General features: G+C 68.3%; 37 protein-coding genes. 28 read left to right on the forward strand and 9 right to left on the reverse strand.

The window, feature by feature from the left end; translation table 11 throughout:
* Window positions 1-32: 32 nt before the first annotated feature.
* The 5 genes from EES48_RS13965 to EES48_RS13985 form a co-directional block, all read right to left on the reverse strand.
* Window positions 33-728, reverse strand: coding sequence for a TPM domain-containing protein (locus EES48_RS13965; RefSeq protein ID WP_240623385.1), 696 nt, complete (start codon window positions 726-728; stop codon window positions 33-35).
* A complete protein-coding gene (locus EES48_RS13970) occupies window positions 728-1525 on the reverse strand; it encodes a TPM domain-containing protein (protein WP_122468565.1) in 798 nt (265 codons plus the stop codon). The genes EES48_RS13965 and EES48_RS13970 overlap by 1 nt, the downstream gene beginning before the upstream one ends.
* Before the next feature lie 38 nt (window positions 1526-1563).
* Window positions 1564-2280 carry a LemA family protein gene (locus EES48_RS13975; protein WP_122468568.1) on the reverse strand — a complete coding sequence of 239 codons (717 nt, stop codon included), beginning with the start codon at window positions 2278-2280 and terminating at the stop codon, window positions 1564-1566.
* A 50-nt stretch (window positions 2281-2330) separates the two neighbouring features.
* Window positions 2331-3341: a hypothetical protein gene (locus EES48_RS13980; RefSeq protein ID WP_122468572.1), complete on the reverse strand. Its 1011-nt coding sequence runs from the start codon at window positions 3339-3341 to the stop codon at window positions 2331-2333.
* Window positions 3342-3600: 259 nt separating this feature from the next.
* Complete coding sequence (locus tag EES48_RS13985) at window positions 3601-4506, reverse strand: bifunctional methylenetetrahydrofolate dehydrogenase/methenyltetrahydrofolate cyclohydrolase (protein WP_122468576.1); 906 nt, start codon at window positions 4504-4506, stop codon at window positions 3601-3603.
* A gap of 107 nt (window positions 4507-4613) precedes the next feature.
* Between EES48_RS13985 and EES48_RS13990 the strand changes: the two genes are divergently transcribed.
* Entirely contained in the window at window positions 4614-6176 is a 1563-nt protein-coding gene (locus EES48_RS13990; protein WP_122468580.1) for a PPC domain-containing protein, read from the forward strand.
* Here the strand turns inward: EES48_RS13990 and EES48_RS13995 are convergent.
* The 4 genes from EES48_RS13995 to EES48_RS14950 are packed head-to-tail and all read right to left on the reverse strand — an operon-like array spanning window position 6173 to window position 8518.
* The gene (locus EES48_RS13995; RefSeq protein ID WP_122468586.1) at window positions 6173-6529 is read right to left on the reverse strand and encodes a DUF805 domain-containing protein; all 357 of its coding nucleotides are present in this window, start codon (window positions 6527-6529) and stop codon (window positions 6173-6175) included. The genes EES48_RS13990 and EES48_RS13995 overlap by 4 nt on opposite strands.
* Window positions 6530-6551: 22 nt before the next feature.
* The gene (locus EES48_RS14000) at window positions 6552-7568 is read right to left on the reverse strand and encodes a L,D-transpeptidase family protein (protein ID WP_122468589.1); all 1017 of its coding nucleotides are present in this window, start codon (window positions 7566-7568) and stop codon (window positions 6552-6554) included.
* A 21-nt stretch (window positions 7569-7589) separates the two neighbouring features.
* Window positions 7590-8351, reverse strand: coding sequence for an SGNH/GDSL hydrolase family protein (locus tag EES48_RS14005; RefSeq protein ID WP_122468591.1), 762 nt, complete (start codon window positions 8349-8351; stop codon window positions 7590-7592).
* Window positions 8351-8518, reverse strand: a complete 168-nt coding sequence (locus EES48_RS14950) for a hypothetical protein (protein WP_162998181.1) — start codon at window positions 8516-8518, stop codon at window positions 8351-8353. The genes EES48_RS14005 and EES48_RS14950 overlap by 1 nt, the downstream gene beginning before the upstream one ends.
* A 112-nt stretch (window positions 8519-8630) precedes the next feature.
* Here EES48_RS14950 and EES48_RS14010 point away from each other — a divergent pair, with 112 nt between their 5' ends.
* From EES48_RS14010 to EES48_RS14140, 27 genes are all read left to right on the forward strand, one after another.
* A complete protein-coding gene (locus EES48_RS14010; RefSeq protein WP_162998182.1) occupies window positions 8631-9770 on the forward strand; it encodes a GNAT family N-acetyltransferase in 1140 nt (379 codons plus the stop codon).
* Window positions 9767-10711: a transcriptional regulator gene (locus EES48_RS14015; protein WP_162998183.1), complete on the forward strand. Its 945-nt coding sequence runs from the start codon at window positions 9767-9769 to the stop codon at window positions 10709-10711. The genes EES48_RS14010 and EES48_RS14015 overlap by 4 nt, the downstream gene beginning before the upstream one ends.
* Window positions 10712-10820: 109 nt before the next feature.
* Window positions 10821-11720, forward strand: coding sequence for a GIN domain-containing protein (locus EES48_RS14020; RefSeq protein WP_122468604.1), 900 nt, complete (start codon window positions 10821-10823; stop codon window positions 11718-11720).
* Window positions 11721-12041: 321 nt separating this feature from the next.
* Window positions 12042-12347, forward strand: a complete 306-nt coding sequence (rpsJ, locus tag EES48_RS14025) for a 30S ribosomal protein S10 (RefSeq protein WP_003164367.1) — start codon at window positions 12042-12044, stop codon at window positions 12345-12347.
* A gap of 20 nt (window positions 12348-12367) precedes the next feature.
* Window positions 12368-13120, forward strand: a complete 753-nt coding sequence (gene rplC / locus EES48_RS14030; RefSeq protein ID WP_122468608.1) for a 50S ribosomal protein L3 — start codon at window positions 12368-12370, stop codon at window positions 13118-13120.
* Window positions 13120-13758, forward strand: a complete 639-nt coding sequence (gene rplD / locus EES48_RS14035; RefSeq protein ID WP_122468612.1) for a 50S ribosomal protein L4 — start codon at window positions 13120-13122, stop codon at window positions 13756-13758. Before rplC ends, rplD begins: the two co-directional genes overlap by 1 nt.
* On the forward strand, window positions 13758-14060 hold the full coding sequence (locus tag EES48_RS14040) for a 50S ribosomal protein L23 (RefSeq protein WP_122468616.1): 303 nt from the start codon (window positions 13758-13760) through the stop codon (window positions 14058-14060). The genes rplD and EES48_RS14040 overlap by 1 nt, the downstream gene beginning before the upstream one ends.
* Before the next feature lie 4 nt (window positions 14061-14064).
* Complete coding sequence (gene rplB / locus EES48_RS14045) at window positions 14065-14901, forward strand: 50S ribosomal protein L2 (RefSeq protein WP_122468620.1); 837 nt, start codon at window positions 14065-14067, stop codon at window positions 14899-14901.
* A gap of 3 nt (window positions 14902-14904) precedes the next feature.
* Window positions 14905-15183 carry a 30S ribosomal protein S19 gene (gene rpsS, locus EES48_RS14050; RefSeq protein WP_122468625.1) on the forward strand — a complete coding sequence of 93 codons (279 nt, stop codon included), beginning with the start codon at window positions 14905-14907 and terminating at the stop codon, window positions 15181-15183.
* Window positions 15184-15187: 4 nt separating this feature from the next.
* Entirely contained in the window at window positions 15188-15568 is a 381-nt protein-coding gene (rplV, locus tag EES48_RS14055) for a 50S ribosomal protein L22 (protein WP_122468628.1), read from the forward strand.
* Window positions 15568-16323, forward strand: a complete 756-nt coding sequence (rpsC, locus tag EES48_RS14060; RefSeq protein WP_122468630.1) for a 30S ribosomal protein S3 — start codon at window positions 15568-15570, stop codon at window positions 16321-16323. The genes rplV and rpsC overlap by 1 nt, the downstream gene beginning before the upstream one ends.
* Window positions 16324-16326: 3 nt before the next feature.
* Window positions 16327-16767: a 50S ribosomal protein L16 gene (rplP, locus tag EES48_RS14065; RefSeq protein WP_122468633.1), complete on the forward strand. Its 441-nt coding sequence runs from the start codon at window positions 16327-16329 to the stop codon at window positions 16765-16767.
* Window positions 16764-16964, forward strand: coding sequence for a 50S ribosomal protein L29 (gene rpmC, locus EES48_RS14070; RefSeq protein WP_122468636.1), 201 nt, complete (start codon window positions 16764-16766; stop codon window positions 16962-16964). The genes rplP and rpmC overlap by 4 nt, the downstream gene beginning before the upstream one ends.
* Before the next feature lie 10 nt (window positions 16965-16974).
* Window positions 16975-17229, forward strand: a complete 255-nt coding sequence (rpsQ, locus tag EES48_RS14075) for a 30S ribosomal protein S17 (protein ID WP_122468641.1) — start codon at window positions 16975-16977, stop codon at window positions 17227-17229.
* An 18-nt stretch (window positions 17230-17247) separates the two neighbouring features.
* Window positions 17248-17616 carry a 50S ribosomal protein L14 gene (rplN, locus tag EES48_RS14080; RefSeq protein WP_122468645.1) on the forward strand — a complete coding sequence of 123 codons (369 nt, stop codon included), beginning with the start codon at window positions 17248-17250 and terminating at the stop codon, window positions 17614-17616.
* Window positions 17616-17930, forward strand: a complete 315-nt coding sequence (gene rplX, locus EES48_RS14085) for a 50S ribosomal protein L24 (RefSeq protein WP_122468649.1) — start codon at window positions 17616-17618, stop codon at window positions 17928-17930. Before rplN ends, rplX begins: the two co-directional genes overlap by 1 nt.
* The gene (gene rplE, locus EES48_RS14090) at window positions 17923-18483 is read left to right on the forward strand and encodes a 50S ribosomal protein L5 (protein WP_122468652.1); all 561 of its coding nucleotides are present in this window, start codon (window positions 17923-17925) and stop codon (window positions 18481-18483) included. The genes rplX and rplE overlap by 8 nt, the downstream gene beginning before the upstream one ends.
* Window positions 18484-18502: 19 nt before the next feature.
* A complete protein-coding gene (gene rpsN / locus EES48_RS14095; protein ID WP_122468657.1) occupies window positions 18503-18808 on the forward strand; it encodes a 30S ribosomal protein S14 in 306 nt (101 codons plus the stop codon).
* A 15-nt stretch (window positions 18809-18823) separates the two neighbouring features.
* A complete protein-coding gene (rpsH, locus tag EES48_RS14100; RefSeq protein WP_122468660.1) occupies window positions 18824-19222 on the forward strand; it encodes a 30S ribosomal protein S8 in 399 nt (132 codons plus the stop codon).
* A gap of 1 nt (window position 19223) precedes the next feature.
* Complete coding sequence (gene rplF, locus EES48_RS14105) at window positions 19224-19757, forward strand: 50S ribosomal protein L6 (RefSeq protein WP_122468664.1); 534 nt, start codon at window positions 19224-19226, stop codon at window positions 19755-19757.
* A 3-nt stretch (window positions 19758-19760) separates the two neighbouring features.
* Window positions 19761-20123, forward strand: a complete 363-nt coding sequence (gene rplR / locus EES48_RS14110; protein WP_122468669.1) for a 50S ribosomal protein L18 — start codon at window positions 19761-19763, stop codon at window positions 20121-20123.
* A 12-nt stretch (window positions 20124-20135) separates the two neighbouring features.
* A complete protein-coding gene (gene rpsE / locus EES48_RS14115; RefSeq protein WP_122468673.1) occupies window positions 20136-20738 on the forward strand; it encodes a 30S ribosomal protein S5 in 603 nt (200 codons plus the stop codon).
* A 2-nt stretch (window positions 20739-20740) separates the two neighbouring features.
* Complete coding sequence (gene rpmD, locus EES48_RS14120; RefSeq protein WP_122468886.1) at window positions 20741-20935, forward strand: 50S ribosomal protein L30; 195 nt, start codon at window positions 20741-20743, stop codon at window positions 20933-20935.
* 111 nt (window positions 20936-21046) lie between these two features.
* Window positions 21047-21601 carry a 50S ribosomal protein L15 gene (gene rplO, locus EES48_RS14125; protein WP_122468677.1) on the forward strand — a complete coding sequence of 185 codons (555 nt, stop codon included), beginning with the start codon at window positions 21047-21049 and terminating at the stop codon, window positions 21599-21601.
* A gap of 142 nt (window positions 21602-21743) precedes the next feature.
* Complete coding sequence (secY, locus tag EES48_RS14130; RefSeq protein ID WP_122468681.1) at window positions 21744-23141, forward strand: preprotein translocase subunit SecY; 1398 nt, start codon at window positions 21744-21746, stop codon at window positions 23139-23141.
* A 24-nt stretch (window positions 23142-23165) separates the two neighbouring features.
* Complete coding sequence (locus EES48_RS14135) at window positions 23166-23735, forward strand: adenylate kinase (RefSeq protein WP_122468686.1); 570 nt, start codon at window positions 23166-23168, stop codon at window positions 23733-23735.
* A gap of 19 nt (window positions 23736-23754) precedes the next feature.
* Entirely contained in the window at window positions 23755-24480 is a 726-nt protein-coding gene (locus EES48_RS14140; protein ID WP_122468689.1) for an energy transducer TonB, read from the forward strand.
* Window positions 24481-24508: the final 28 nt, after the last annotated feature.

A 24508-nucleotide genomic window follows, 5' to 3' on the forward strand; every position in this document is an offset into this window, starting at 1 on the left:
GCCACCCGTCGGGCGGCATTGCGGCGCGAGTTCTACAGTTCGACCAGCCGGTTCGCCAGTTCGTCGGGGTTGTGCGGGGCAGGCGGGAATTCGCGGGCCAGGACCTCGGCGCAGAGTTCGATGGCGGCGACGAAGCCGTCGCCAGGCGCGCCCGCCTTGAGGCCCCGGACCAGGGCGGCCACGGCGTCGGCCCAGACGTCCTGATCGACCCGGGCGTGAATGCCCTCGTCGGCGACGATCTCCACCCGGTGGTCGGCCAGGGCCGCGAAGATCAACACGCCGGTGCGATCCTGGGTGGCGTGCAGGCCGTGGGCGAGGAACTGCTGGACCGCCGCGCGCCGCACCCGCTCGCGACGGACGCCAGGCGGTGTAATCCAGCGGGCCAGCCCGGGGATCAGCCCCAGGCCGTAGACGGCGCCGAAGACCAGGGTCTGGACCATGACCATGGCGCCGACCAGGGCGGCGATGCGGGCCTGTTCGGCGGCGAGGTGCTCGGCGCTCCAGCCCGCGCCAAGCCCGTTCAGCCAGCCGGCCTCGAACCCGGCCAGAACCAGGATCAGCGGCGCAGCCAGGGCGGCGGCGGCAGCCCAGAGCATCACGATGTCGCGGTAGTCGGAGACCCGGCGGGCGGCGACGCAGAAGATCTCGCCGGAGGTGCGGGTCTCGGCCTCGGCGATGGCGGCGCGCACGCGCTCGTGGTCTGCGGGGGTCAAGACGGTCATGCTCATCACCAGCCTCCCGAGGCGCCGCCGCCCCCGAACGATCCGCCTCCGCCGCTGAAGCCGCCGCCCCCGAAGCCGCCCCCGAATCCGCCGCCGCCTCGACCGCCGCGCGAGCTGCTGCGCATGGCCTCGCTGGCCGCCCACAGGATGACGGGTCCAAGGCCGTCCCGGCGTCGTCGCCGCTGGCCTGCGGACGACAGCACGCCGCCGATGGTGATCAGCACCAGGGCGACAATGACGATCAGGATGACGATCGCGCCCAGGTCGAGCTCGCCCCGATCGCTGTGCATGGCCTCGGCCGCCGCCGCGGCGCGGGCCTCGGCTTCGGCCCGGTCGAGGGTCAGCTGCCCGGCGATGGCCTCGACCCCCTGGGTGATGCCGCGTTCGAAGCCGCCGTTGCGAAAGGCGGGCAGGATGTCATTCTCGATGATCTGGGCGCTCATGGCGTCGGTCAGGACGGGTTCGAGCCCGTAGCCGACCTCGATCCGCACCTTGCGCTCTTCGGGCGCCACGATGAGCAGCACCCCGTTGTCCACGCCCTGGCGGCCGATGCCCCATTCGCGGCCCAGCCGGTAGCCGTAGTCGGCGATGTCGTCGCCCTCGAGGCTGCGCAGGGTGACCACGACCAGCTGATCGCCGGTCTGCTGCTCCAGAGCCTCCAGACGCTGGGTCAGCTCGGCCTCCTTTGCGGAGGAGAGCAGACGGCCCTCATCGACCACTCGGCCGGACAGGGCGGGGAAGGTCGGCTGGGCGGCGGCCGGGGTCGCGACAAGCGCCGCCAGGACCGCGAGCAGCACGAGCATAGGCGCGAGGAGGCGCGCCGGATGAAGGGGGGTCGGGGTCACGCGGCGGGCGTGGCCGCGGAGGGCGGATTGGGGATCGGAACCGGCGCCGGTTGGACTGGGGGAGGCGAGCCGGGCGCCGCGCCCGGCGGCGTCGGCTGGGACGGGTCGCGGCCGCCGATGTTGAAGGTGACGTCGGGCGCGGCCTGGGCCTCGGCGGTGGCGGTGAACTCGGGCAGGCGGTCCGAGCCGGAGTGGACGGTGTTGGCCCAGATCACGGTCGGGAAGGTGCGCAGCGAGGTGTTGTAGACGCGCACGGCCTCATTGTAGTCGCGCCGCGCCACGGCGATCCGGTTCTCGGTGCCCTCAAGCTGGGACTGCAGGGTCAAGAAATTCTGGTTGGACTGGACCTGCGGGTACTGCTCGACCACCAGCAGCAGGCGGGACAGCGCCTGGCTGAGCTCTCCCTGAGCAGCCTGATACTGCTGGAAGGCGGCGGGATCGTTCAGGGTTTCAGGCGTGACATTGACCGAGGTGGCGCGGGCGCGGGCCTCGATCACCTCGGTGAGGATGCCGCGCTCGGAAGCGGCGGCGGCCTCGACCGTGCGGACCAGATTCGGCACCAGGTCGGCGCGACGCTGATACTGGTTCTGGACATTGGCCCATTCGGCGCGGGCGCGCTCTTCGTTGGTCGGGATGGTGTTGAACCCGCAGCCGCCCAGCGTGGCGGCGGCGGCGGCCAGGACGACCAGAGGGGCGGGGCGAAGCGAGTTCATCAGCGAACCTCCACAAGGGTCAACCATCACGACCGGACTCTGTCGCGCCGTCAATGGCGCGGTGGGGGCTCACCGGGCGCCGGCCGGCCGGGAGCGGCAAAAGCCGTTGATTTCGTCGCGTTCGTTGAGGGGTGACGGCGGCTGGGCGGCGGCTCCGGCGTGCGCGGCTCGCCCCCTCCACCGTGGAGCCTGTCCTCGGGCCGGGCTCCGCTCGGACCCGGGGGCGGTCCTCCTCCCCCGCGGACGGGGGAGGAAAGGGGAGAGTCCAATCTTTTTTCGGGTCGGGAGTCCAGGATTTCGGCGGATTGTCTCGCGCGTTCAGCGGCTTGTTTTCTGGCGGCGCAGCTGTCGATGGCGCGGCGGAGGGCGTTGGCGGCGTAGATCAGCTGGTCCTCGGAAAGCTTGCCGAAGGGCAGGGGTCCGGCGAGGTCGATGAGGATGCCGGCGTCGCGGGCGGCGGTGTCGGCGGCCTCGGCGACGGCGATGGCCTGCTGCTCGGCGGCCTTTCGCTCCTGATCCGCGAGGTCGGTGAACTGGCGGGTCAGTTTCAGCCAGCGCTGGGCGTCCAGCGGGCGGCCGGCGCGCACGGCCCGGACCATGTGGCGCCGGGCGTCGGCGGCGAGCCGGGCGTAGAAGTCATCCTCGCTGTCGGCCGTCGCCCTCGGACCTGATCCGAGGGCCGGAGTTTGCGGCGCCTCTGCGTCGCCGGGGTGGGGCCGGCGTTCGAGCGGCTCCGGACGAGCGGGTGGATCGTCCGACCCTCCGGTCAAGCCGGAGGGTGACGGCGTTGGGGGAGCGGGCGGCGCCGGTGGGGTTGCCGCCGGCCGCTGGGGTCTCAGCCGCTTCAGATCGTCGGCGTCGCAGCGGCGCCAGCCCTCGACGCTGGCGCGGTGGCGGAAGGTCGACAGCGGCATGTCGTGGCGGGCGCAGACCACCTTGGCGGTGTCGCCGGCCAGGTACTCCTTCTTGGCGGCCGCCCAGCGCAGGCGGCGTCGGCGGTTGCGCTCCGCCAGATCGTCGGGCGGCGGGCTGTCGGGCATGTATCGGAGGGCATAGGTCATGCCGCCAGCATGAGGCCTGACGGACGGGGGTCGGAGATTTGGACGCTGGTGTGGCCGGGAGGGCCCGTGTGTGGGGATTGGTGTGGGGCGGACGGGGGATTAGCCAGCCCTATCCCGTATCCCCGGCGAAGGCCGGGGCCCAGGTGATCGGGGCAGGTGTCGGCCGCTTCAAGGATCAGGCGGCTGTTTTGGGATGCGCCGGCGTCATGCAATCTGGGCCCCGGCCTTCGCCGGGGATACGGAAATAGTCAGGCAGACATCATTCCCCGAGCACCGGCTCCACGCCTGCCGACCGGCAGGCGGCCGTCCAGGTGTTCATCAGCAGGCAGGCGATGGTCATGGGACCCACGCCGCCGGGCACGGGCGTAATGCGACCGGCGACCTCGGCGGCCTCGGCATAGGCGACATCGCCGACCACGCGGGTCTTGCCCTCGGCGGCCTTGGCGGGGTCGAGGGAGGGGACGCGGTTGATGCCCACGTCGATCACCGTGGCGCCGGGTTTGATCCAGTCGCCCCGCACGAACTCGGGCCGGCCGACGGCGGCGACCAGGATGTCGGCGGTTCGGGCCAGGGCGGGCAGGTCGCGAGTGCGAGAGTGGGCGATGGTGACGGTGCAGCTCTCGGCCAGAAGCAGCTGAGCCATCGGCTTGCCGACGATGTTGGAGCGGCCGATGACCACCGCGTTCAGGCCCGAGAGATCACCCAGCGCGTCCTTGAGCATCAGCGAACAGCCCAGCGGGGTGCAGGGGACCAGGCCGGGCAGGCCGACGGCCAGGCGTCCGGCGTTGACGACGTGAAAGCCGTCGACGTCCTTGTCCGGGTCGATGGCGCCGAGAACGGCGGCGCTGTCGATGTGGTCGGGCAAAGGGAGCTGGACCAGGATGCCGTGGATGCCGGGGTCGGCGTTGAGTTGGGCGATCAGAGCCAGGAGCTGGTCCTGGGTCGTGTCGTCAGCCAGGCGGTGGGTGTCGGAGCGCATGCCCGCGGCCTGGGTCTGTTCGCCCTTGTTGCGGACGTAGATCTGGCTGGCCGGGTCCTCGCCGACGATGACGACGGCCAGGCCCGGCTTGACGCCGTGCTCGGCCTGAAGCCGGTCGGAGGCCGCCTTGACCCGCGCGGTCAGGCGGGCGGCGAAGGCCTTGCCGTCGATGCGTTCGGCCGTCATGGCGGGCTCCTGTTCGGGGGCGACTGCGGTTCGGGGATGGCGGCGATTTACAGAGCGGTCGAAGCGGCGTCTATGCTGGCCGGACCTCGACAAGGGACTTCCCGCCTATGCGCCGACCCGCCTTTCCGATCGTTTCCGCCGTGCTGCCGGCCGTGCTGGTCGTGGTTTTGGGGAGTGGCGCGGCCGTGGCCCAGGATGTCCCGGAAGCAGAGGCGTCGGCGGACAGCGCCCTGGTCGCGGTGCAGCCCTCCCGGCCCGAGCCGCGCGCGCGCGACCTGCGGATCGGGCGGGAAGCACGGGGCTCTCTGGATGCCCGCGACGCCACCGATGACCAGGGCCGGGCCTATGAGCCCTGGCGGCTGAGACTTGCGGCCGGGCAGCGGGTGGTGATCGACCTGATCTCGGAGGATTTCGACACGCGGGTGGCCATCGGCCGCGGAACCGGCGCGGACTTCGAGGTGCTGGGCGAGAACGACGACGGACCGGACGGGACGGATTCCCGGCTGACCTTCACGGCGCCCGAGGCGGGGGACTATCTCGTGCGGGCCGGCGCCTTCGCCGAGGCCAGCGGGCGCTACACCCTGACCGTGGATGAAGCCCCGCCGCCGCCGACGGCCGAGCCCATAGCGGTCGGCGAGACGCGCGACGGCGTGCTGGAGGATGGTGACGCGCGCGACGACCTGGGCAATCGGCACGACCTGTGGCGGTTGCGTCTAATCGAGGGGCAGCGCGTGGCGGTCTCCCTTAGCGCCGGTGAGTTCGACGCCTATCTGGTCGCTGGACGTGACGGGACGTCGGGGCTGGAGGATGTGGTCGAGGACGACGACGGGGCGGGCGAGGGGACCAACAGCCGTCTGTCGATCACGCCCGAGGCGGCGGGGGACTGGCTGATCCACGCGCGGGGCCTGTCGGCGGAAGCGCTGGGGCCGTACGAACTCAGGGTGGAGTCCATTGCGCCGGATCCCGAGCCGGTGGCTTTGACGGCCGCCGACGGCGTGGTGCAGGGCGAGATCTCGGAGGGCGACGCCACCGGAGACGGCGGGCGCCGCTTCGACGCCTATCGGGTGACGGGGGCCGAGGGACGGCGGATGCGGGCGATCATGCGCTCGGGCGACTTCGACAGCTATCTGGAGATCGGCGAGGCGGGCGAGGCCTTCACGCCGCTGGCGGGCGACGACGACGGCCTGGGCGAGGGGACGGATTCGCGGCTGGATTTCACCTTTCCCACGGACGGCGACTACATCCTGAGGGCGTCGCCGCTGTCGTCGTCGGAGGAGGGGCTCTATTCGCTGGAGCTGCTGGACCGGGGGCTGCCGCCGGCGGCCGGCAGCATTCTGGTGGGCGCGACGGTGCGCGGCGCGCTGGACGAAGACTCGGCGACCAACGACATGAACGCCGCCTATGACGACTACGCCGTGCGGCTGGAGGCGGGTCAGAAGCTGCGGCTGACGATGGTGTCGAACGCGTTCGACGCCTATCTGGCCATCGCCCGGGCCGAGGAGACGGAGGCGATCTTCATGCCTCTGGCCAGCGACGACGACGGCCTGTCGGACACCCACTCCCTGATCGAGATCACCATCGAGGAGGGCGGCGACTACGTCATCCGCGCCGCCGCCCTGGCCGCCGGTCAGACGGGGGATTACGTCCTGACGGTCGAAGCCGCGGACTAGGCGCGCGGCGACCCCGGCGGGGGGCCGAAGCGATTGGACTCGGGCTTGCCGGGCAGGACGGACAGGACGAGGAAGAGGGCGAAGTTGAGGAAGGGCACGAAGCCCACCAGCGCCCACCAGCCGCTTCGATCCAGGTCGTGAAGGCGGCGCGCCGAGGCGAACAGCAGGGCGAACGACAGGGTGAGGCCGACGGCGATGATGATGGCCCATTCGCCGGGCGCGACCAGGGTCTGGCGCACGATCAGCCAGATCGCCCAGGCGACGAAGAGAACCGCCATCTCTAGGCGGCCCGCGCGCCCGCCCAGGTCGAGGAGGTTGAAGGCGGTCTGGGGTCTGGTCCTGACGTCGGCCATGATCGTCTCCTGACGGCGCGGATTAGAGGAAGACCACCTCCACCCCCGGCTCGACGCTGTTCGCCAGCTGGCGGGCGTTCCAGTTGGTCAGGCGGACGCAGCCGGACGAGAAGGTCTTGCCGATCTCTGACGGCTCGGGCGTGCCGTGGATGCCGTAGGTGTCCTTGGACAGATCGATCCACACCGCGCCGATCGGATTGTTGGGGCCCGGCTGGATGATCAGGGTCTCGTCGCCCTCGGCGTTGGTCAGGCGCGAAGGGTCGTAGGTGTAGTTGGGCCGGGGCGCCACGGCGCGGACGGTCATGGAGCCCGACAGGCTGGGCATTTCGGCCGAGCCGATCGAGGCGGGGTAGTAGGCCAGCAGATCGCCGTTCTCGGCGAAGGCGCGCAGGGATTTGTCGGCCTTGTCGATCTCGATCCGAGCCACGGCCTGGGGCAGTTCCTGGGGCGAGACGGCGGCGACGGTGATGGTCTCGCCGGCGACGAAGCGGGCGTTCGGGTTTAACTCGGTCAGGAAATCCTGATCCATGTGGAAGCGTTCGGCGAGCGCTTCCTGGGGGCTGGTGTAGGCCAGGGTTTCGAGCTCGGCCTTGCCCTCCATGTCCTCGGGAATGGCGTCGACGAAAGGACCGGCCACGTCCTCGGTGGTCAAAACGTGGTCGGTCAGTGCCGGCTGGCTATCGCCCGAGACGAGGCGGTCGAAGGTGGCCTGATCGAGCTCGCCGGTAGCGTTCAGCTCATTGGCCTCCTGGAAGGCGAGAATGGCCTGGCGGGTGTTCTCGCCGCCGAGGCCGTCGACGACGCCGGGCGAGAAGCGGGCGCGGTCGAGCAGCACCTGGGCGCGGGCGAGGCCAGCGGAGCGGGCCTGACTGCCAGACGCGGGGGCGGCCTCGAAGCCGGCGCTGTCGATGGACTGGCGGGTGAGCACCGGCGCGGAAGAACTGGCGGCGGGCGCGGGCGGCGGGGGCTCGGGCTGACGCTCGCAGGCGGCGAGGGCGAGGGCGCAGGGCAGGGCGAGCGTGAGCAGGCGATGGGGCAAACGTGGTTCCAATTCGGGGTGTTATTTCAGGGCGGCGGCGAGAGGTTGGGCGGTCATCCGGACCCAGCAGGCGTAGCCGGCGTCATTCAGGTGAAGATCGTCCGGGCCGACACCGCCGTCCGGCACCCGGTCCCAGCCGCGCATGGCGGCGAAGCGACTGGACACCGGATGGCCGCGGCGGTCGGCTTCCAGGGCGATCAGGGCCGAGCGCTCGGCCAGGGTGGGATTGCGGCCCTGGAACGAGGGATTGTCGGTGTCTTCGGGCAGCATCTGAGAGTCGATCAGGACGAGGTCGATTTCGGCGTCCTCGATGACGTCCAGGCCACGGCGATAGTCGGTGACGAACTGATCCTCGCTGCGATCCTGGAGCACGTCGTTGGTGCTGAGCTGCCACAGGATCAGGTCGGGATCGGTCTCGGCGATCATGGCCGCCATGCGCTTCGAGGCGCCCTCGGCGGTTTCGCCGCCGATGCCCTTGTTGTGGACGGTGACGGCGACGCCGGGCAGGGCCTGGGTCAGGTCGCGCTGAAGCACCGGCACGAAGCTGAGGTCGCGGTTCGAGGCGCCCGCGCCCTCGATGCTGGACGAGCCGATGGCCAGGATGGAGATGTCGCCCTCGGCCACGGCGGCGCGGGCGCGCTCCAACGGCAGGCGCTGGGTCCAGGTCGCGTCATCGACCGGGCACTGGGTCAGATCGACCGGCACGGCCGGCGGCGGCTGGGCGATCGCCACAGCGGGGACGGCGGCGAGGGTCAGGGCCGCGAGCGCGGCGCGAACCCGCATCAGTTTTCTTCCCCCGTGGCCGGATCGGTTTCCGTCTCGCCGGAATTGCTGGAACCCTTGGAGCCCGCCGGTTCGGTGGCGGGACGGGGCGGCTCGCCGTCGTGAGCGGGCGGCTTCAGGTTCTCGTTCTCGGTGCTCTTGTCGTCGGGGCGGCGGGGGTCGGCCATGCCGGTCGTCTCCAGTGGGAAAGCTCGACCGTTCAACGTCGCCGGGGCGTGGGGGTTTCGTTCACCATGCCGCTAAACCGTCCCGCAACGGGGCGTGGGCTATGCGCAGGCGATGAGCTCTATGATTCAGGTCGAAATCGTCGCGCCCGGCGCGTTGTCCCCCGCCGACGCGGCCGCCTGGGATGCGCTGCGGGCCGCCGGAGGACTGGACCATCCCTATTTTGACCGGCGCTTCGTCGAGGCGGCGGCGGGCGTGCCCGGCGGGCGGGTGGCCTTGTTCCGGCGCGAGGGCCGATTGGTCGGGGCGTTTCCGCATCAGCGGCGCGGGCGGCTGATCCAGCCGCTGGCGGCGCCGATGAGCGACTATCACGGGGTGATCGCCGCGCCGGACGCGGGTCTGGATGCGCGGACGGTCGCGCGACTGCTCGGCGGCCAGCTTCGGTTCGGCGGCTGGATGTCGGCGGCGGATGGCGAGGGGCTGGTGGCGCGCGAGCGCATGGCGACCAATGTCACCGGCGGCGCCGAGACGCTGAACACCTGGCTGGACGGTATCAACCACAAGTTTTTCAAGAACCTGCGTCGCATGCGGCGGGGATTTGAAAAGGCGCATGGCGAGGCGCGTCTGGTCTGGGACGATCGCGATCCGGCCGTTCTGGACTGGATCATCGGGATGAAGCGCGACCAGTATCGCCGCACGCGCCGCCACGACGTCTTCGCCTGTGGCTGGACCGGCGATCTGCTGCATCGGCTCATGGCCATGCGCGCGGCCGATGAGACCTATGGTCTGCGGGTCGCTTCGCTGCGGACCGCGACCGGAGAGATCGCCGCCGCCGAAGCCTCTCTGGACGATGGCCGCACCCTGCACCTGTGGTTCCCGACCTATGACGTCGCCTTCTCAAAGTTCGGGCCGGGCATGCTGCTGACCTGGATGGAGATGGAGAAGGCCGCCGAGGCCGGTTACGCCCGCGTCGATTTCGGCTGCGGGGAGGAGGGCTACAAGTCCACCCTGGCGCAAAGCGTCGGCACGGTCCTCGAAGGGACGGTCATGGGCGGCTCGCCGGGGCTACTGCCCTCGGCCGCGCGCTGGGTGGGGGAGGTCGGTCCCGCGCCCCTGCGTCGGCTGGGTCAGAGCGTCGGCCGCCGCCTGGACATCATCAACGCCTGCGAGACGCGGCCCGCCGACTGGTGGGCCGGCGCCGCCCGGGCCGCCGTCGCGGCCGCCCGGAAATCCACCGCCGGAGCCGCCGCATGACCGCCGATCGCCTGATCTCGCAGTTCACCGCCGACCAGCGCCGCGACTTCGGCCGGGCGCCGATGACCTATGCGCACCGCCTGATCCAGACCGGTCTGTTCGAGGACGAGGCCCTGGCGCGGCAGATGGAGCGGCATCCGGCCGAGCTGTTCGACATCAACGTCTTTCACTATGGCGACGACGATCAGGCCATGCTGCAGACCGGCGCCAAGGGACGGCGTGGCGGCGACCAGCTGCTGGAGGCGGTCAAGGCCGGGCGGGTGTGGATCCAGATGCGGCGCATCCAGGACCACTATCCCGAACTGGCCGAGGCCATGCGCCAGGCGTTCGCCGAGCTGCGCGCCGAGGTTCCGGGTTTCCGGCCGATCGACATCACCGGCCAGCTGATCCTGTCGGCGCCCCAGGCCAAGGTGCCGTTTCACGCCGACCCGCCGGGGGTGACGCTGTTTCACCTGCGCGGCGAGAAGCGGATGTGGATCTATCCGGTCGATGAGGCGCATATGCCCACGCGGGTGATGGAAGACATTGTCCTGGAGCAGCAGACCGAGGATCTGCCGTATCGCCGCGAGATGGACGCGAACGCTCAGGTGTTCGACCTGAAGCCCGGCATGGCCATCGCCTGGCCGCTGCACGCGCCGCACCGGATCGAGAACCTGGGCAGCTTCAACGCCTCGCTGTCGTGCGACTACCAGACCTGGACATCGCGGATGACCAATGGCGCGCATTACACCAATGGCGTGCTGCGGCGCTGGAAGCTGCCGGTGGCGCCGGCGGACCGGGCGCCGATGGCGGCGCGGGCCATGCTGTGGGGCGCGTCTCTCGGGCTGAGGCGCATGGGCGTGGTCAGGAACCGCATCAACGATTACGAGCGCGCCTTCGAACTGGGCGACGCGGCGCCGGCGGCGGACAAGGGCCTGATCGCGCCGATGGGGATGCGGTAGTCGCCAATCTTAAATCGGCGTCATGACCTCGATTTAAGCTGACCCGGGCGCATCCGGACGACACCCTGACGGCCTCAGACTTTATGACGCCACAGGGAAGGACGCCGTCATGACCATCGCCCGTTCGCTCGCCATCGCCGCCGTCGCCATCGCGCCGTTGCTGGCCGCCGCCGCGCCCGCCATGGCGCAGGAGGTGCGGATCAAGGACGCCGTGGCCCGCGTGGTGGTGATCCCGGAGGAACGCTCCGACATCGGCGTCGAGATTGAGCGCGGCTCGGCCGACCTGCCCGCGTTGCAGATGCGGCGGGTCGGGTCGAACGTGGAGATTCGCGGCGGTCTCAGGTCGCGGGGCTTCTTCGGCGGCGGCGACGGCCATTTCCGCAACTGCCGCGCCGGACCAGCCGACGCTCGCCAGCCGGGGGAGGGCGCCTCGGTCGAGGTGCGCAACATCGGCCGGGTGAACCTGGAAGACGCGCCGTTGATCGTCTTGCGGACTCCGCGGGACGTCGAGGTATCGATCGGCGGTGCGGTCTGGGGTTCGGTCGGACGGGGCGCCAGCTCGGTCGATGTCGGGAACGCCGGCTGCGGCGGCTGGACCATCGCCAATGTGGATGGGCCCGTGTCGCTGGGTGTGGCCGGGTCAGGGCCGTCGCGTATCGGAACCAGCCGCTCGTTGGACGTCAGTGTCGCGGGTTCAGGCGATGTCGCCGCCGCGCCGACTGGTGATCTGGAGGTTTCCATCGCTGGATCGGGCGATGTCACAGTGGTGCAGGCCTCGGGCGACATCGAGGTATCCATCGCCGGGTCGGGTGATGTGCATGTGCTGGGCGGCGCTTCAGGGGACCTGGATGTCTCCATCGTCGGCTCCGGCAATGTCGATCACGGGGGCGAGGTTCGGGATATATCGGGCTCTTTCGCCGGGTCCGGCGACGTTCGGGTGGCGCGGGCCACCGGTTCGGTCGAGCGCTCGGCCGTGGGGTCGGGCACCATCAGGGTCGGCGAGAACTGATCGGCGATAAGGTTTAGCGGGGCGGGGCGCAGAAACCCCGCCCTGCCTCAGTTTCGCCGCTTGACGAAAACGGAATCGGGCGGCATAAGCGCCCCTCTTGTTGGACCGGCTGTGCATCGCAAGGTGCAGACGCGGTCCGCAGGAACGACCTAAGTACCTGTTCTTTGCAGCTTCTTGGGATTTAACGGCCTCGCGGGCAGCCGCAGAGGCCGATCGTTTTTGCGGACGTGCGTACCCTGAGGGTTTCGACCCGAAGGCCTCCGGTCTTTGAAATGGTTCACAGGGACGCGGTCCTCCGACCGCTTGGGATTTACGACCGATATGGATCAAAGCATCCGCATCAGGCTTAAGGCCTTCGATCACCGCGTCCTCGACTTTTCGACGCGCGAGATCGTCAATACCGCCAAGCGCACGGGCGCGACCGTTCGTGGTCCGATCCCGCTGCCGACCCTGATCGAAAAGTTCACCGTGAACCGTTCGCCGCACGTCGACAAGAAGTCGCGCGAGCAGTTTGAAATCCGCACGCACAAGCGTGTCCTCGATATCGTCGACCCCACCCCGCAGACCGTGGACGCGCTGATGAAGCTCGACCTGTCCGCCGGCGTGGACGTCGAGATCAAGATCTAAAGAAGAGAAGGCGGGATCCGATGCGCAAAGACGCGCGACGAACGGGCGTGATCGCCAAGAAGCTGGGAATGACGCGGATCTTCGCTGAAGATGGCGCGCATGTCCCGGTGACGGTTCTGGAGCTGGACGGCTGCCAGGTCGTTGGCCAACGCACTCAGGAGCGGGACGGCTATGTCGCCCTGCAGCTGGGCGCCGGCGCCAAGAAGGCCAAGCGCACCAACAACGCTCAGAAGGCCGTCTTCGCCAAGGCCGAGGTCGAGCCGAAGCATTATGTGGCCGAGTTCCGGGTGGCCGAGGACGCGCTCCTCGACATCGGCGCCGAGCTGTCGGCCGACCACTTCGTGGCCGGTCAGAAGGTCGACGTTCAGGGCCTGACCATCGGCAAGGGCTTCGCCGGCGCCATGAAGCGCTGGAACTTCGGCGGCCTGCGCGCGACGCACGGCGTGTCGGTGTCGCACCGCTCGCACGGGTCGACGGGTAACCGTCAGGACCCGGGTCGTACGTTCCCGGGCAAGAAGATGGCCGGTCATCTGGGTCAGGAAACTGTCACCCAGCAGAACCTGACCATCGTGCGCGTCGACGCCGAGCGCGGCCTGATCATGATCAAGGGCGCGGTCCCCGGCCACGACGGCAGCTATCTGAAAATCCGCGACGCGGTGAAGAAGTCGGCCGCCGACCTGCCGTATCCGGGCTCGATCAAGGGCGGCAAGTCCGCTCCGGCCGAAGCCGAGGCGCCCGCCGCCGAAGCCGCCGCCGAAGGGGGTGAAGCCTGATGAAACTTTCCGTCACCAAACTGGACGGCAAGGCCGCCGGCGACATCGAGCTGTCGGACGCCGTGTTCGGGATCGACGAGATCCGCGGCGACATCCTGGCCCGCGTCGTCAATTGGCAGCTGGCCAAGCGCCGCGCCGGCACGCACAAGGTCCAGACCCGGAACGAGAATTCTCGCACCGGCAAGAAGATGTACAAGCAGAAGGGCACCGGCGGCGCCCGTCACGGCTCGCGTCGTGCGCCCCAGTTCGTCGGCGGTTCGCGCGCCTTCGGCCCGGTGGTCCGCTCGCACGCCCACAGCCTGCCCAAGAAGGTCCGCGCCCTGGGCCTGCGCCACGCCCTGAGCTCCAAGGTCAAGGCCGGCGAGCTGATCGTGGTCGACAGCCTGTCGATCAAGGACGCCAAGACTTCGGCCCTGCGCGCCCAGTTCGGCAAGCTGGGCTGGGACAAGGTCCTGATCATCGCGGGTCCGGAAGTGGACGCCGGCTTCGGCATGGCGGCCCGCAACATCCCGCACGTGGACGTGCTGCCGAACGCCGGCCTGAACGTCTATGACGTGCTGCGCTCGGGCAAGCTGGTGCTGACCAAGGCCGCCGTCGAGGCGATCGAGGCGCGCTTCTCTGAGAAGGAGGCCGCGTGATGGCTGTCCAGCCGAACGTTCGTCACTACGACACCATCCTGGCTCCGGTGATCACCGAGAAGTCGACCGTGCTCTCCGAGCAGAACAAGGTCGTCTTCCGCGTTGCCGACAACGCGACCAAGGATGAAATCGCCGCCGCCGTCGAAGCGCTGTTCAAGGTCAATGTCACCAAGGTCAACACCCTGGTGCAGAAGGGCAAGACCAAGCGCTTCCGGGGCATCATGGGTCGCCGCGTCGACATCAAGAAAGCGATCGTGACGCTGGCTGAAGGCCAGTCGATCGACGTCACCACGGGGCTCTGATCCGATGGCTCTGAAGACATTCAATCCGACGTCGCCGGGCCGCCGCGCCCTGGTGCTGGTCGACCGCTCCGAGCTGCACAAGGGCCGCCCGGAGAAGTCGCTGACCGAAGGCCTGACCAAGTCGGGCGGTCGTGGTCAGGGCGGTCGCATCGCCGTCCGCTTCCGCGGTGGCGGCGCCAAGACGCTGTACCGCAAGATCGACTTCAAGCGTAAGAAGTTCGACTCGGTCGGCACCGTCGAGCGTCTGGAATACGATCCGAACCGCACCGCCTTCATCGCCCTGGTGACCTATGCCGACGGCGAGAAGACCTACATCATCGCGCCGCAGCGCCTGAAGGCCGGGGACACCATCGTCGCCGGCGAGAAGGTGGACGTGAAGCCGGGTAACGCCATGCCCCTGCGCTCGATGCCGGTCGGCACGATCATCCACAACATCGAGATGAAGCCGGGCAAGGGCGCCCAGCTGGCCCGTTCGGCCGGCGCCTACGCCCAGCTGGTCGGCCGCGATCAGGGCTATGCCCAGATCCGTCTCGGCTCGGGCGAGCTGCGCATGGTTCTGGACGGCTGCATGGCCACGGTGGGCGCGGTGTCGAACCCCGACCACATGAACCAGAACCTCGGCAAGGCCGGCCGCAAGCGTCACATGGGCTTCCGCCCGCACGTCCGCGGCGTGGCCATGAACCCGATCGACCACCCGCACGGTGGTGGTGAAGGCCGCACCTCCGGTGGCCGGACCCCGGTCACCCCGTGGGGCAAGGACACCAAGGGCGCTCGTACCCGCAAGAACAAGGCGACGGACAAGTTCATCATCCGCAGCCGCCACACCAAGAAGGCTCGCTAACCGATGGCCCGCTCCTCCTGGAAAGGCCCGTTCGTCGACGGGTATCTGCTCAAGAAGGCCGACGCCGTTCAGGCGTCGGGCCGCAAGGACGTGATCAAGACCTGGTCGCGCCGCTCCACCATCCTGCCGCAGTTCGTCGGCCTGACCTTTGGCGTCCACAACGGCCAGAAGCATGTGCCGGTGATGGTCAACGAGGACATGGTCGGCATGAAGTTCGGCGAGTTCGCCCCGACCCGGAACTTCCCGGGTCACGCGGCGGACAAGAAGGCCAAGAGGAAGTAAGCCGATGGCCCAGTCCAAGAACGAGCGTCGGGTCGCCCCGACCGAGGCCCGCGCCAAGCTGGTCAATGTGCGCATCAGCCCCCAGAAGCTGAACCTGGTCGCCGCCTCGATCCGCGGCATGCCGGTGCAGAAGGCGCTGAACGAGCTGGAATTCAGCCGCAAGCGCATCGCCACCGACGTGCGCAAGGTCCTCTATTCGGCCGTCTCGAACGCCGAGAACAACCACAACCTCGACATCGACAACCTGGTCGTGGCCGAGGCCTTCGTGGGCAAGAACCTGGTGATGAAGCGTTTCGCGAGCCGCGCTCGTGGTCGCTCGTCGCGCATCCTGAAACCGTTCAGCGAGATCACCATCGTGGTCCGTGAAGCCGGCGAGGCCGCCTGATGGGTCAGAAAATCAATCCGGTCGGGTTCCGCCTCGGCGTCAACCGCACGTGGGACAGCCGCTGGTACGCCGGCGGCAACGACTACGCCCGCCTGCTGCACCAGGACCTGAAGCTCCGCGAGATGCTGAAGGAGCGCCTGTCGGGCGCCGGCGTCAGCCGCATCATCATCGAGCGTCCGCACAAGAAGTGCCGCGTGACGATCTACGCCGCCCGCCCGGGTGTCGTGATCGGCAAGAAGGGCGCCGACATCGAGAAGCTGCGCAAGGACATCGCGGCCCAGACCGAAGGCGAGGTTCACCTGAACATCGTCGAGGTCCGCAAGCCCGAGACCGACGCTCAGCTGATCGCCGAGAACATCGCCCAGCAGCTGGAGCGCCGGATCGCCTTCCGCCGCGCCATGAAGCGCGCCATGCAGTCGGCCATCCGCCTGGGCGCCAAGGGTGTCCGGATCAACGTGTCGGGTCGCCTGGGCGGCGCCGAAATCGCGCGGATGGAGTGGTATCGCGAAGGCCGTGTGCCGCTGCACACCCTGCGCGCCGACATCGACTTCGGCTTCATCGAGGCCAAGACGACCTACGGAATCATCGGCGTGAAGGTCTGGGTGTTCAAGGGTGAAGTGCTGGAGCACGACCCGATGGCCCAGGACAAGCGCTGGGCCCAGGAAGCCTCGGGCCCGTCGTCGAACGAAGGCCGCGGTCCGCGCGGCGACCGGGGCGATCGCGGTCCGCGTCGCGATCGGGGACGTGAGAGCTAAGTCATGCTGCAACCGAAGAAGACCAAATACCGCAAGGCCTTCAAGGGCCGCATCCACGGTTCCGCCAAAGGCGGTTTCTCGCTCAACTTCGGCTCGTACGGGCTGAAGACGGTCGAGCCGGAACGCATCACCGCGCGTCAGATCGAAGCGGCCCGCCGCGCGATCACCCGCCAGATGAAGCGTCAGGGCCGGGTGTGGATCCGCGTGTTCCCCGACCTGCCGGTCACCGGCAAGCCGGCGGAAGTCCGCATGGGCAAGGGCAAGGGCGCCGTCGACTACTGGGCCGCGCGCTGCCACCCGGGCCGCATCCTGTTCGAAATCGACGGCGTGCCGGACGACGTGGCCCGCGAGGCTCTTCGCCTCGGCGCCGCCAAGCTGCCGGTCCGCACCAAGGTGGTCACCCGCCTGGACGCCGGCATCGCCCATGTGGAGCACGCGGCATGACCAAGATCGCCGACTTCCGGAGCCTGACCTCCGACCAGCTGTCCGACGAGCTGCTGAAGCTCAAGAAGGAGCAGTTCAACCTGCGCTTCCAGGCCGCCACCGGCCAGATGGAAAAGACCCACCGGGTCTCGGAAGTGCGCAAGGACATCGCCCGCCTCTCGACGCTTCTGCGCGAGAAGCGTTCGACCGCCGCGTAAGGAAACGAAAATGCCGAAGCGAATTCTCGAAGGCGTGGTCGTCTCCGACAAGGGCGACAAGACCGTTGTCGTCAAGGTCGAGCGCACCCTGCTGCACCCGGTCCTCAAGAAGACCGTGCGCCTGTCCAAGAAGTATCACGCTCACGACGAAGCCAACGCCTACAAAGAAGGCGAAGTCGCCCGCATCGTCGAGTGCGCCCCCAAGTCCAAGCTGAAGCGCTGGGAAGTCCTGTCCAAGGACTCCGCGGCCGCCTCGGCCTCTTAATCGGAAGGATCGGATCCTATGATCCAGATGCAAACTAACCTGGAGGTGGCCGACAATTCGGGCGCTCGCCGGGTCATGTGCATCAAGGTGTTGGGCGGCTCCAAGCGCCGCTACGCCTCGGTGGGCGACACGATCGTCGTGTCCGTCAAGGAAGCCATCCCGCGCGGTCGCGTGAAGAAGGGCGAGGTGCTGCGCGCCGTCGTCGTTCGCACCGCCAAGGACATCCAGCGCAAGGATGGCTCGGTCATCCGCTTCGACAAGTCGGCGGCCGTGATCGTCAACAAGTCGAACGAGCCCATCGGCACGCGCATCTTCGGCCCGGTTCCGCGCGAGCTGCGCGCCAAGAACCACATGAAGATCATCTCGCTCGCGCCGGAGGTGCTGTAATGGCCGCGAAGATCAAGAAGGGCGACAACGTCGTTGTCCTGACCGGCAAGGACAAGGGCCGCACCGGCCAGGTCACGCGCGTGCTGCCGGCCGAGGGCCGCGTGGTGGTGCAGGGCGTCAACATGGTCCAGCGCCACACCCGTCCCTCCCAGGGTGATCCCCAGGGCGGCATCAAGAACAAGGAAGCGTCGCTTCACCTGTCGAACGTCGCCATCGCCGACGCCAACGGCAAGCCGACCCGCGTCGGCTTCCGCGTCGACGACGGCAAGAAGGTGCGCTTCGCCAAGACCACGGGAGACGCCATCAATGGCTGAGGCCCAATACACCCCCCGGCTGAAGTCCGAGTATCAAGCGCGCATCCGCGCCGCGATGAAGGACAAGTTCGGCTATTCGAACGAGATGCAGATCCCCAAGCTGGACAAGATCGTCCTGAACATGGGCATCGGTGAAGCCGTGGCCGACTCCAAGAAGGCGACCGCAGCCCTCAAGGACCTGACCCAGATCGCCGGCCAGAAGGCCGTGCCGACCAAGGCCCGCAACTCCATCGCCGGCTTCAAGCTGCGCGAGGGAATGATCATCGGCGGCAAGGTCACCCTGCGCGGCGACCGGATGTACGAGTTCCTGGATCGGTTCATCACCATCGCGCTGCCGCGGGTGAAGGACTTCCGGGGCCTGAAGGGCACCTCGTTCGACGGTCGCGGCAACTACGCCACCGGTCTGAAGGAGCACATCGTGTTCCCCGAGATCAACTACGACCAGATTGACCAGATGTGGGGCATGGACATCATTGTCTGCACCACGGCCAAGACCGATGAGGAAGCCAAGGCTCTCCTCACCGAGTTCAAGTTCCCGTTCGTGACGAACTGAGCGGGAAGGAAAGAGCACCATGGCTAAGAAGTCCGCCGTAAACCGCAACGAACGCGTCAAGAAGCTGGTCGCCCAGTACGCCGAAAAGCGCGCCGCGCTGAAGGCCACCGCCAATGACGAGAGCCTGCCGCTGGAAGAGCGTTTCGCCGCTCGCCTGAAGCTGGCCGAGCTGCCGCGCAACTCCGCGGCCGTTCGTATCCGCAACCGCTGCGAGGTGACGGGCCGTCCGCGCGCCTATTACCGCAAGCTGCACATGAGCCGTATCGCCCTTCGCGACCTGGCCTCGCTGGGTCAGATCCCCGGCATGACCAAGTCGAGCTGGTAAGGGGAGAAACAGACCATGATGATCAATGATCCCCTGAGCGACATGATCGCTCGCATCAAGAACGCCGCGACCCGCAAGCGTTCCACGGTGCTGACCCCGGCCTCGCGTCTGCGCCAGCGCGTCCTCGACGTGCTGCAGGACGAAGGCTACATCCGCGGCTACAACCTGGTTCAGAACCCGGGTGAGTTTCCGCAGTTCGAGATCGAGCTCAAGTACTTCGACGGCCAGCCGGTCATCGCCGAGATCAGCCGCGTGTCCAAGCCGGGCCGCCGCGTCTATTCGGCCATCTCCGACCTGAAGCCGATCAAGAACGGCCTGGGTATCTCGATCCTGTCGACGTCCAAGGGCGTCATGTCCGACACCGCGGCCCGCGAGCAAAACGTGGGCGGCGAAGTCCTCTGCAGGGTCTACTGACATGTCCCGTATCGGCAAGAAGACCATCTCCATCCCGAAGGGCGTCACCCTGACGCTCGACGGCCAGACCGTGACCGTGAAGGGTCCCAAGGGCGAGCGCTCCTGGACCGTGGCCGAAGAGATCGAGGTCAAGCAGGACGGCGACGAGCTGTCCCTGACCCCGCGTTCGGACACCCAGCGCGCCCGCGCCATGTGGGGTCTGTCGCGCACCCTGGTCTCCAACATGGTGACCGGCGTGACCGAAGGCTTCGAGCGCACGCTCGAGCTGGTCGGCGTCGGCTATCGCGCGGCGATGAAGGGCTCCAACCTGTCGCTCCAGCTCGGCTTCTCGCACGAGGTGGACGTCAAGGCTCCGGAAGGCGTCACCTTCGCCACGCCGAAGCAGACCGAGATCAAGATTTCGGGCAACGACAAGCAGGTCGTGGGCGAGATCGCCGCCAACATCCGCAAGCTGCGTCCGCCGGAGCCCTACAAGGGCAAGGGCGTGCGCTATCAGGGCGAAACCGTCCGGCGCAAGGAAGGCAAGAAGAAGTAAGTCATGGCTCTTTCTCTTCGCGATACCGCCAAGCGTCGCCAGCAGCGCACCCGCAACCGCCTGAAGGCGGTGGCCAATGGCCGTCTGCGTCTGTCGGTGCACCGCTCGGACAAGAACATCTCGGCCCAGGTGATCGACGATTCCAAGGGGATCACGATCGCGGCCGCCTCTTCGCTGGAAGGCGAAAAGGGCAAGAAGGGCAAGGGGGCGGATACCGCCGCCGCGGCCCGGATCGGCAAGCTCGTCGCCGAGCGCGCGCTGGAGAAGGGCGTCACGGACGTCGTCTTCGATCGCGGCTCCTACATCTATCACGGCCGGGTCAAGGCGTTGGCGGAAGCCGCGCGCGAAGCCGGCCTGAACTTCTAAGGGACGAGACGCATGGCGCATCAACCCCAACGCGGCGGCGGCGATCGCAATCGCCGCGATAACCGCAACGCTCCGGCCGCCGACGGTCCCGATTCGGACATCGTCGAGAAGCTGGTCCACATCAACCGCGTCGCCGCCACCGTGAAGGGCGGCCGCCGGTTCTCGTTCGCGGCCCTGATGGTCGTCGGCGACGGCAAGGGCCGCGTCGGCTTCGGTCACGGCAAGGCGCGCGAAGTGCCGGAAGCCATCCGCAAGGCGACCGAGGAAGCCAAGAAGACCATGATCCGGGTTCCGCTGCGCGAAAACCGGACCCTGCACCACGACGGCAACGGCCGCTGGGGCGCCGGCAAGATCATGGTCCGCGCGGCCCCTCCGGGCACCGGCGTCATCGCCGGCGGTCCGATGCGCGCCGTGCTGGAAACCCTGGGCGTCCAGGACGTGGTCGGCAAGTCGACCGGCTCGTCCAACCCCTACAACATGGTCCGCGCCACGTTTGAAGCGCTGAAGGTGCAGTCCTCGCCCCGTCAGGTCGCCTCCAAGCGCGGCAAGAAGGTCGGTGACATCATGGGCCGCCGCAACGACGGCGCCTCGTCGCCCGAAGCCGTGGAGAGCTGATGATGGCCAAGAAGGAACAGACGAACGTCACCGTTCGCCAGACCGGCTCGCCGATCCGCCGCAAGTCGGACCAGCGCGCCACCCTGGTGGGCCTGGGCCTGAACCGGCTGGGCCGCGAAACCACCCTGGAGGACACCCCCTCGGTGCGCGGCATGATCGCCAAGGTCGCCCACATGGTGGAAGTGGTCGAGAAGTAAGCAGGTCCTCGACTTGCGAAGATCCGGAGGGCTGCCTATAGGCGGCCCTTCATTTTTACAGAGCCGAGTCCGGACGCTGTCCGGGCGCTAGCACCCGAAAGGATCAGGCCGATGAAACTGAACGAAATCCGAGACAACGAGGGCGCCCGCAAGAAGCGGCTGCGCGTCGGCCGGGGCCCGGGCTCGGGCAAGGGCAAGACCGCCGGTCGCGGCGTCAAGGGTCAGAAGTCACGTTCGGGCGTCGCCATCGGCGGCTTCGAAGGCGGCCAGATGCCGCTGTACATGCGTATGCCCAAGCGCGGCTTCAACAACCCCGGCGCGCTGAAGCTGGCCGAGGTGAACCTGTGGCGTCTGCAGGACGCCGTGGACGCCAAGAAGCTGGACGCCAAGAAGGAAATCAACGCCGAGGCCCTGGTCGCCGCCGGCGTGATCCGTCGCGCCAAGGACGGCGTCCGCGTGCTCGGCACCGGTGAGCTGAAGGCCAAGCTGAACCTGGTCGTCTGGTCGGCCTCGGCCGGCGCCAAGAAGGCCATCGAGGACGCGGGCGGCTCGGTCACCGAGCAGCGCATCGCCGCCGAGGAAGCCGCCAAGGCCCGCGTCGAAAAGCGCAACGCCGCCAAGGGCAAGCCGCCGGCTCCCAAGGCGAAGAAGGCCGACAAGGCCTGAGCATGACCGTCGTCGTCGGGGTCGTGAGCGCCCCGCCGCGCCCCGCCGATGACGATTTCCCGGAAAGCGGCCCTCGCAAGAGCGCCGCTTTCCGCCTATCTGACGACGCTTGTCGCATTAGCGTCTCCGGGGAGACCGCCTGATGGCTTCGGCCGCCGAACAACTCGCAGCCAATATGAACATCGGTTCCTTTTCGAAGGCGACCGAGCTGCACAAGCGCCTGCTGTTCACGCTGGGCGCGCTGATCGTCTATCGGATCGGCACCTACATCCCGATCCCGGGCATCAATTCCCAGGCCTTCCTGGACTTCTTCGGCAACCCGGATCAGCAGCGCGGCATCCTGGACATGTTCAACATGTTCTCGGGCGGCGCGGTGGAGCGGATGGCCGTGTTCGCCCTGAACGTCATGCCCTACATCTCCGCCTCGATCATCGTGCAGATGATGGGCGCCGTGTACGGCCCGTGGGAGAAGCTGAAGAAGGAAGGCGGAGAGGCGGGCCGCAAGACCCTGAACCAGTACACCCGCTATCTGACCGTGGTGCTGGCCATCGCCCAGTCGATGGGCATCGCCGTTGGCCTGAACGCCTCTCAGGGCATGGTCGACAATCCCGGAATCTTCTTCATCGCCACCACGGTCGTGACCCTGACCGGCGGCACCATGTTCCTGATGTGGCTGGGTGAGCAGATCACCGCGCGCGGCGTCGGCAACGGCATCTCTCTGCTGATCTTCGCCGGCATCGTGGCCGTGCTGCCGGGCACCATCGGCCGTCTTTTGGGCCTGGCCCAGGAGGGGCAGATCTCGGCCTTCGCCCTGATCTTCATCGTCGTGCTGGCGGTCGCCTTGGTCGGCTTCATTGTCTTCATGGAGCGGGCCCAGCGCCGGCTCCTGATCCAGTATCCCAAGCGCCAGGAAGGCAACCGCATGGCGGGCGGGGAGCGCAGCTTCCTGCCGCTGAAGGTCAATACCGCCGGCGTGATCCCGCCGATCTTCGCCTCGTCGCTGCTGATGCTGCCGGCCACGGTGGCTCAGATGACGGCCAACGCCGACCTGCCCAGCTGGATGTCCTGGCTGCCGACCGCGGCGGCGCAGCTGAGCCACGGCCAGCCGCTGTTCCTGGTGCTCTACGGCGCGCTGATCATCTTCTTCTGCTTCTTCTACACCTCGATCACCTTCAATCCCGAGGACACGGCCGACAACCTGCGGAAGTACGGCGGCTTCCTGCCGGGCATCCGGCCGGGCAAGCGGACGGCGGAGTATATCGACTACGTCCTGACCCGCCTGACCACGATCGGCGCCATCTACATCACCGCCGTCTGCCTGCTGCCGGAGTTCATGATCGGCCAGTTCCCCGCCGTTGGCTATTTCGGCGGCACCTCGATCCTGATCGTGGTTTCGGTCACCATGGACACCGTGGCGCAGATCCAGTCGCACCTGTTGGCGCACCAGTACGAAGGCCTGATCAAGAAGGCCAAGCTGCGCGGACGCGGACAGGGCGGTCGCGGCGGCGGTCGGGGTATGCCGGCGCCTGTCCGCCGGTAATCTGAACCTCAGGGGAGGGGCCCGATGAATCTGATCCTGTTCGGGCCTCCGGCCGCCGGGAAGGGCACCCAGGCCAAGCGCCTGGTCGAGACGCGCGGCATGGTCCAGCTGTCGACCGGCGACATGCTGCGGGCCGCCATCGCTTCGGGCTCGGAACTGGGGCAGACGGTGAAGGACATCATGGCGCGCGGCGATCTGGTCACCGACGAGATCGTCATCGCCCTGATCGAGGATCGCCTGCCGGAGGCCGAGGCGGCTGGCGGCGCCATCTTCGACGGCTTCCCCCGCACCGTGGCCCAGGCCGAGGCGCTGGACGCCATGCTGGAAACGCGCGGCGCCAAGATAGATCGGGTGATCCGCCTGAAGGTGGACGACGCCGCCCTGACCGCCCGCATCGAAAAGCGTTTCGCCGACCAGGGCCGCGCCGACGACAATCCGGCGACCTTCAAGGATCGGCTGGCCGTCTACAATCGCCAGACCGCGCCGCTGCTTCCTTATTACGAAGGGCAGGGCAAGTTGACCGAGATCGACGGCATGGGCTCGATCGATCAGGTCGCTGACGGTATCGACGGGACGCTCGACGGCGCCGGCTGAAACCGGCAGTCTGGCGTCCATGCCCTGGCTTCGCGAGCGCCTGAAGAGTCTCACCAGCAAACCCTGGCGATTGGCGATCATCGCCGCCATCGTGCTTGCGCACGCCGGGATAGCCTGGTGGCTGATCCAGGTCGAACAGGTGCTGGCGCCGCCGGAGCCGACCCCGCCGATGGAGGTGGTGCTGTGGCCGCCGCGCCCACCCGAAGACCCGCCCGCCGACCCGGCGCCTGAAGTGGGGGGTGGGGGGCCGGCCCAGCCCTCAGTGGTGCGCACGCCGCCCGAGCCGGTCGAGGTCGAGCCCGAGATACCCGCGCCCATCGAGCCCGCCGAGGAGCAGGCCCCGCTGGTCGGGGTCGCTCCGATCGAGAGCCCAAACCCAGGCTTCGGCCTGGGCGGGCAGGGGACGGGCACAGGGACCGGTATCGGGTCTGGGGCCGGACCGGGGACAGGCGGAACGGAGCGGTGGCGCGTCATCCGAGGCCCGAGCCAGGTTGAGCTAGGGCGCTTTCACCCCCGCGCGGCGATTCGCCGAGGCCTGTCGGGCCAGGCCATGATCACCTGCCGCATCCGTGGACAGCGCCTGACGGAATGCCGAGCAGATAGCGAGTCGCCGCCAGGCCTTGGCTTCGGGCGAGCGGCGGTCGCTTCGGCGCCCCTGTTTGTGGTCCGCCCTCCTTACGAAGACGGTGTACCGGTGGATGGCGCCGAGGTTTCCATCGGGGTGACGTTCGACTTACCGCCATAGCGCCGTTCGTCCGACTTGCTCCAAGGGT

The sequence above is a fragment of the Brevundimonas lutea genome (assembly GCF_003704105.1).
GTDB classification, from domain to species: domain Bacteria; phylum Pseudomonadota; class Alphaproteobacteria; order Caulobacterales; family Caulobacteraceae; genus Brevundimonas; species Brevundimonas lutea.

Coding starts and splice junctions, on each gene's coding strand:
- EES48_RS13965 (WP_240623385.1), bottom strand. CDS start 728: ATGAGCATGACCGTCTTGACCCCCGCAGACCACGAGCGCGTGCGCGCC.
- EES48_RS13970 (WP_122468565.1), bottom strand. CDS start 1,525: ATGCTCGTGCTGCTCGCGGTCCTGGCGGCGCTTGTCGCGACCCCGGCC.
- EES48_RS13975 (WP_122468568.1), bottom strand. CDS start 2,280: ATGAACTCGCTTCGCCCCGCCCCTCTGGTCGTCCTGGCCGCCGCCGCC.
- EES48_RS13980 (WP_122468572.1), bottom strand. CDS start 3,341: ATGACCTATGCCCTCCGATACATGCCCGACAGCCCGCCGCCCGACGAT.
- EES48_RS13985 (WP_122468576.1), bottom strand. CDS start 4,506: ATGACGGCCGAACGCATCGACGGCAAGGCCTTCGCCGCCCGCCTGACC.
- EES48_RS13990 (WP_122468580.1), top strand. CDS start 4,614: ATGCGCCGACCCGCCTTTCCGATCGTTTCCGCCGTGCTGCCGGCCGTG.
- EES48_RS13995 (WP_122468586.1), bottom strand. CDS start 6,529: ATGGCCGACGTCAGGACCAGACCCCAGACCGCCTTCAACCTCCTCGAC.
- EES48_RS14005 (WP_122468591.1), bottom strand. CDS start 8,351: ATGCGGGTTCGCGCCGCGCTCGCGGCCCTGACCCTCGCCGCCGTCCCC.
- EES48_RS14950 (WP_162998181.1), bottom strand. CDS start 8,518: ATGGCCGACCCCCGCCGCCCCGACGACAAGAGCACCGAGAACGAGAAC.
- EES48_RS14010 (WP_162998182.1), top strand. CDS start 8,631: ATGAGCTCTATGATTCAGGTCGAAATCGTCGCGCCCGGCGCGTTGTCC.
- EES48_RS14015 (WP_162998183.1), top strand. CDS start 9,767: ATGACCGCCGATCGCCTGATCTCGCAGTTCACCGCCGACCAGCGCCGC.
- EES48_RS14020 (WP_122468604.1), top strand. CDS start 10,821: ATGACCATCGCCCGTTCGCTCGCCATCGCCGCCGTCGCCATCGCGCCG.
- rpsJ (WP_003164367.1), top strand. CDS start 12,042: ATGGATCAAAGCATCCGCATCAGGCTTAAGGCCTTCGATCACCGCGTC.
- rplC (WP_122468608.1), top strand. CDS start 12,368: ATGCGCAAAGACGCGCGACGAACGGGCGTGATCGCCAAGAAGCTGGGA.
- rplD (WP_122468612.1), top strand. CDS start 13,120: ATGAAACTTTCCGTCACCAAACTGGACGGCAAGGCCGCCGGCGACATC.
- EES48_RS14040 (WP_122468616.1), top strand. CDS start 13,758: ATGGCTGTCCAGCCGAACGTTCGTCACTACGACACCATCCTGGCTCCG.
- rplB (WP_122468620.1), top strand. CDS start 14,065: ATGGCTCTGAAGACATTCAATCCGACGTCGCCGGGCCGCCGCGCCCTG.
- rpsS (WP_122468625.1), top strand. CDS start 14,905: ATGGCCCGCTCCTCCTGGAAAGGCCCGTTCGTCGACGGGTATCTGCTC.
- rplV (WP_122468628.1), top strand. CDS start 15,188: ATGGCCCAGTCCAAGAACGAGCGTCGGGTCGCCCCGACCGAGGCCCGC.
- rpsC (WP_122468630.1), top strand. CDS start 15,568: ATGGGTCAGAAAATCAATCCGGTCGGGTTCCGCCTCGGCGTCAACCGC.
- rplP (WP_122468633.1), top strand. CDS start 16,327: ATGCTGCAACCGAAGAAGACCAAATACCGCAAGGCCTTCAAGGGCCGC.
- rpmC (WP_122468636.1), top strand. CDS start 16,764: ATGACCAAGATCGCCGACTTCCGGAGCCTGACCTCCGACCAGCTGTCC.
- rpsQ (WP_122468641.1), top strand. CDS start 16,975: ATGCCGAAGCGAATTCTCGAAGGCGTGGTCGTCTCCGACAAGGGCGAC.
- rplN (WP_122468645.1), top strand. CDS start 17,248: ATGATCCAGATGCAAACTAACCTGGAGGTGGCCGACAATTCGGGCGCT.
- rplX (WP_122468649.1), top strand. CDS start 17,616: ATGGCCGCGAAGATCAAGAAGGGCGACAACGTCGTTGTCCTGACCGGC.
- rplE (WP_122468652.1), top strand. CDS start 17,923: ATGGCTGAGGCCCAATACACCCCCCGGCTGAAGTCCGAGTATCAAGCG.
- rpsN (WP_122468657.1), top strand. CDS start 18,503: ATGGCTAAGAAGTCCGCCGTAAACCGCAACGAACGCGTCAAGAAGCTG.
- rpsH (WP_122468660.1), top strand. CDS start 18,824: ATGATGATCAATGATCCCCTGAGCGACATGATCGCTCGCATCAAGAAC.
- rplF (WP_122468664.1), top strand. CDS start 19,224: ATGTCCCGTATCGGCAAGAAGACCATCTCCATCCCGAAGGGCGTCACC.
- rplR (WP_122468669.1), top strand. CDS start 19,761: ATGGCTCTTTCTCTTCGCGATACCGCCAAGCGTCGCCAGCAGCGCACC.
- rpsE (WP_122468673.1), top strand. CDS start 20,136: ATGGCGCATCAACCCCAACGCGGCGGCGGCGATCGCAATCGCCGCGAT.
- rpmD (WP_122468886.1), top strand. CDS start 20,741: ATGGCCAAGAAGGAACAGACGAACGTCACCGTTCGCCAGACCGGCTCG.
- rplO (WP_122468677.1), top strand. CDS start 21,047: ATGAAACTGAACGAAATCCGAGACAACGAGGGCGCCCGCAAGAAGCGG.
- secY (WP_122468681.1), top strand. CDS start 21,744: ATGGCTTCGGCCGCCGAACAACTCGCAGCCAATATGAACATCGGTTCC.
- EES48_RS14135 (WP_122468686.1), top strand. CDS start 23,166: ATGAATCTGATCCTGTTCGGGCCTCCGGCCGCCGGGAAGGGCACCCAG.
- EES48_RS14140 (WP_122468689.1), top strand. CDS start 23,755: ATGCCCTGGCTTCGCGAGCGCCTGAAGAGTCTCACCAGCAAACCCTGG.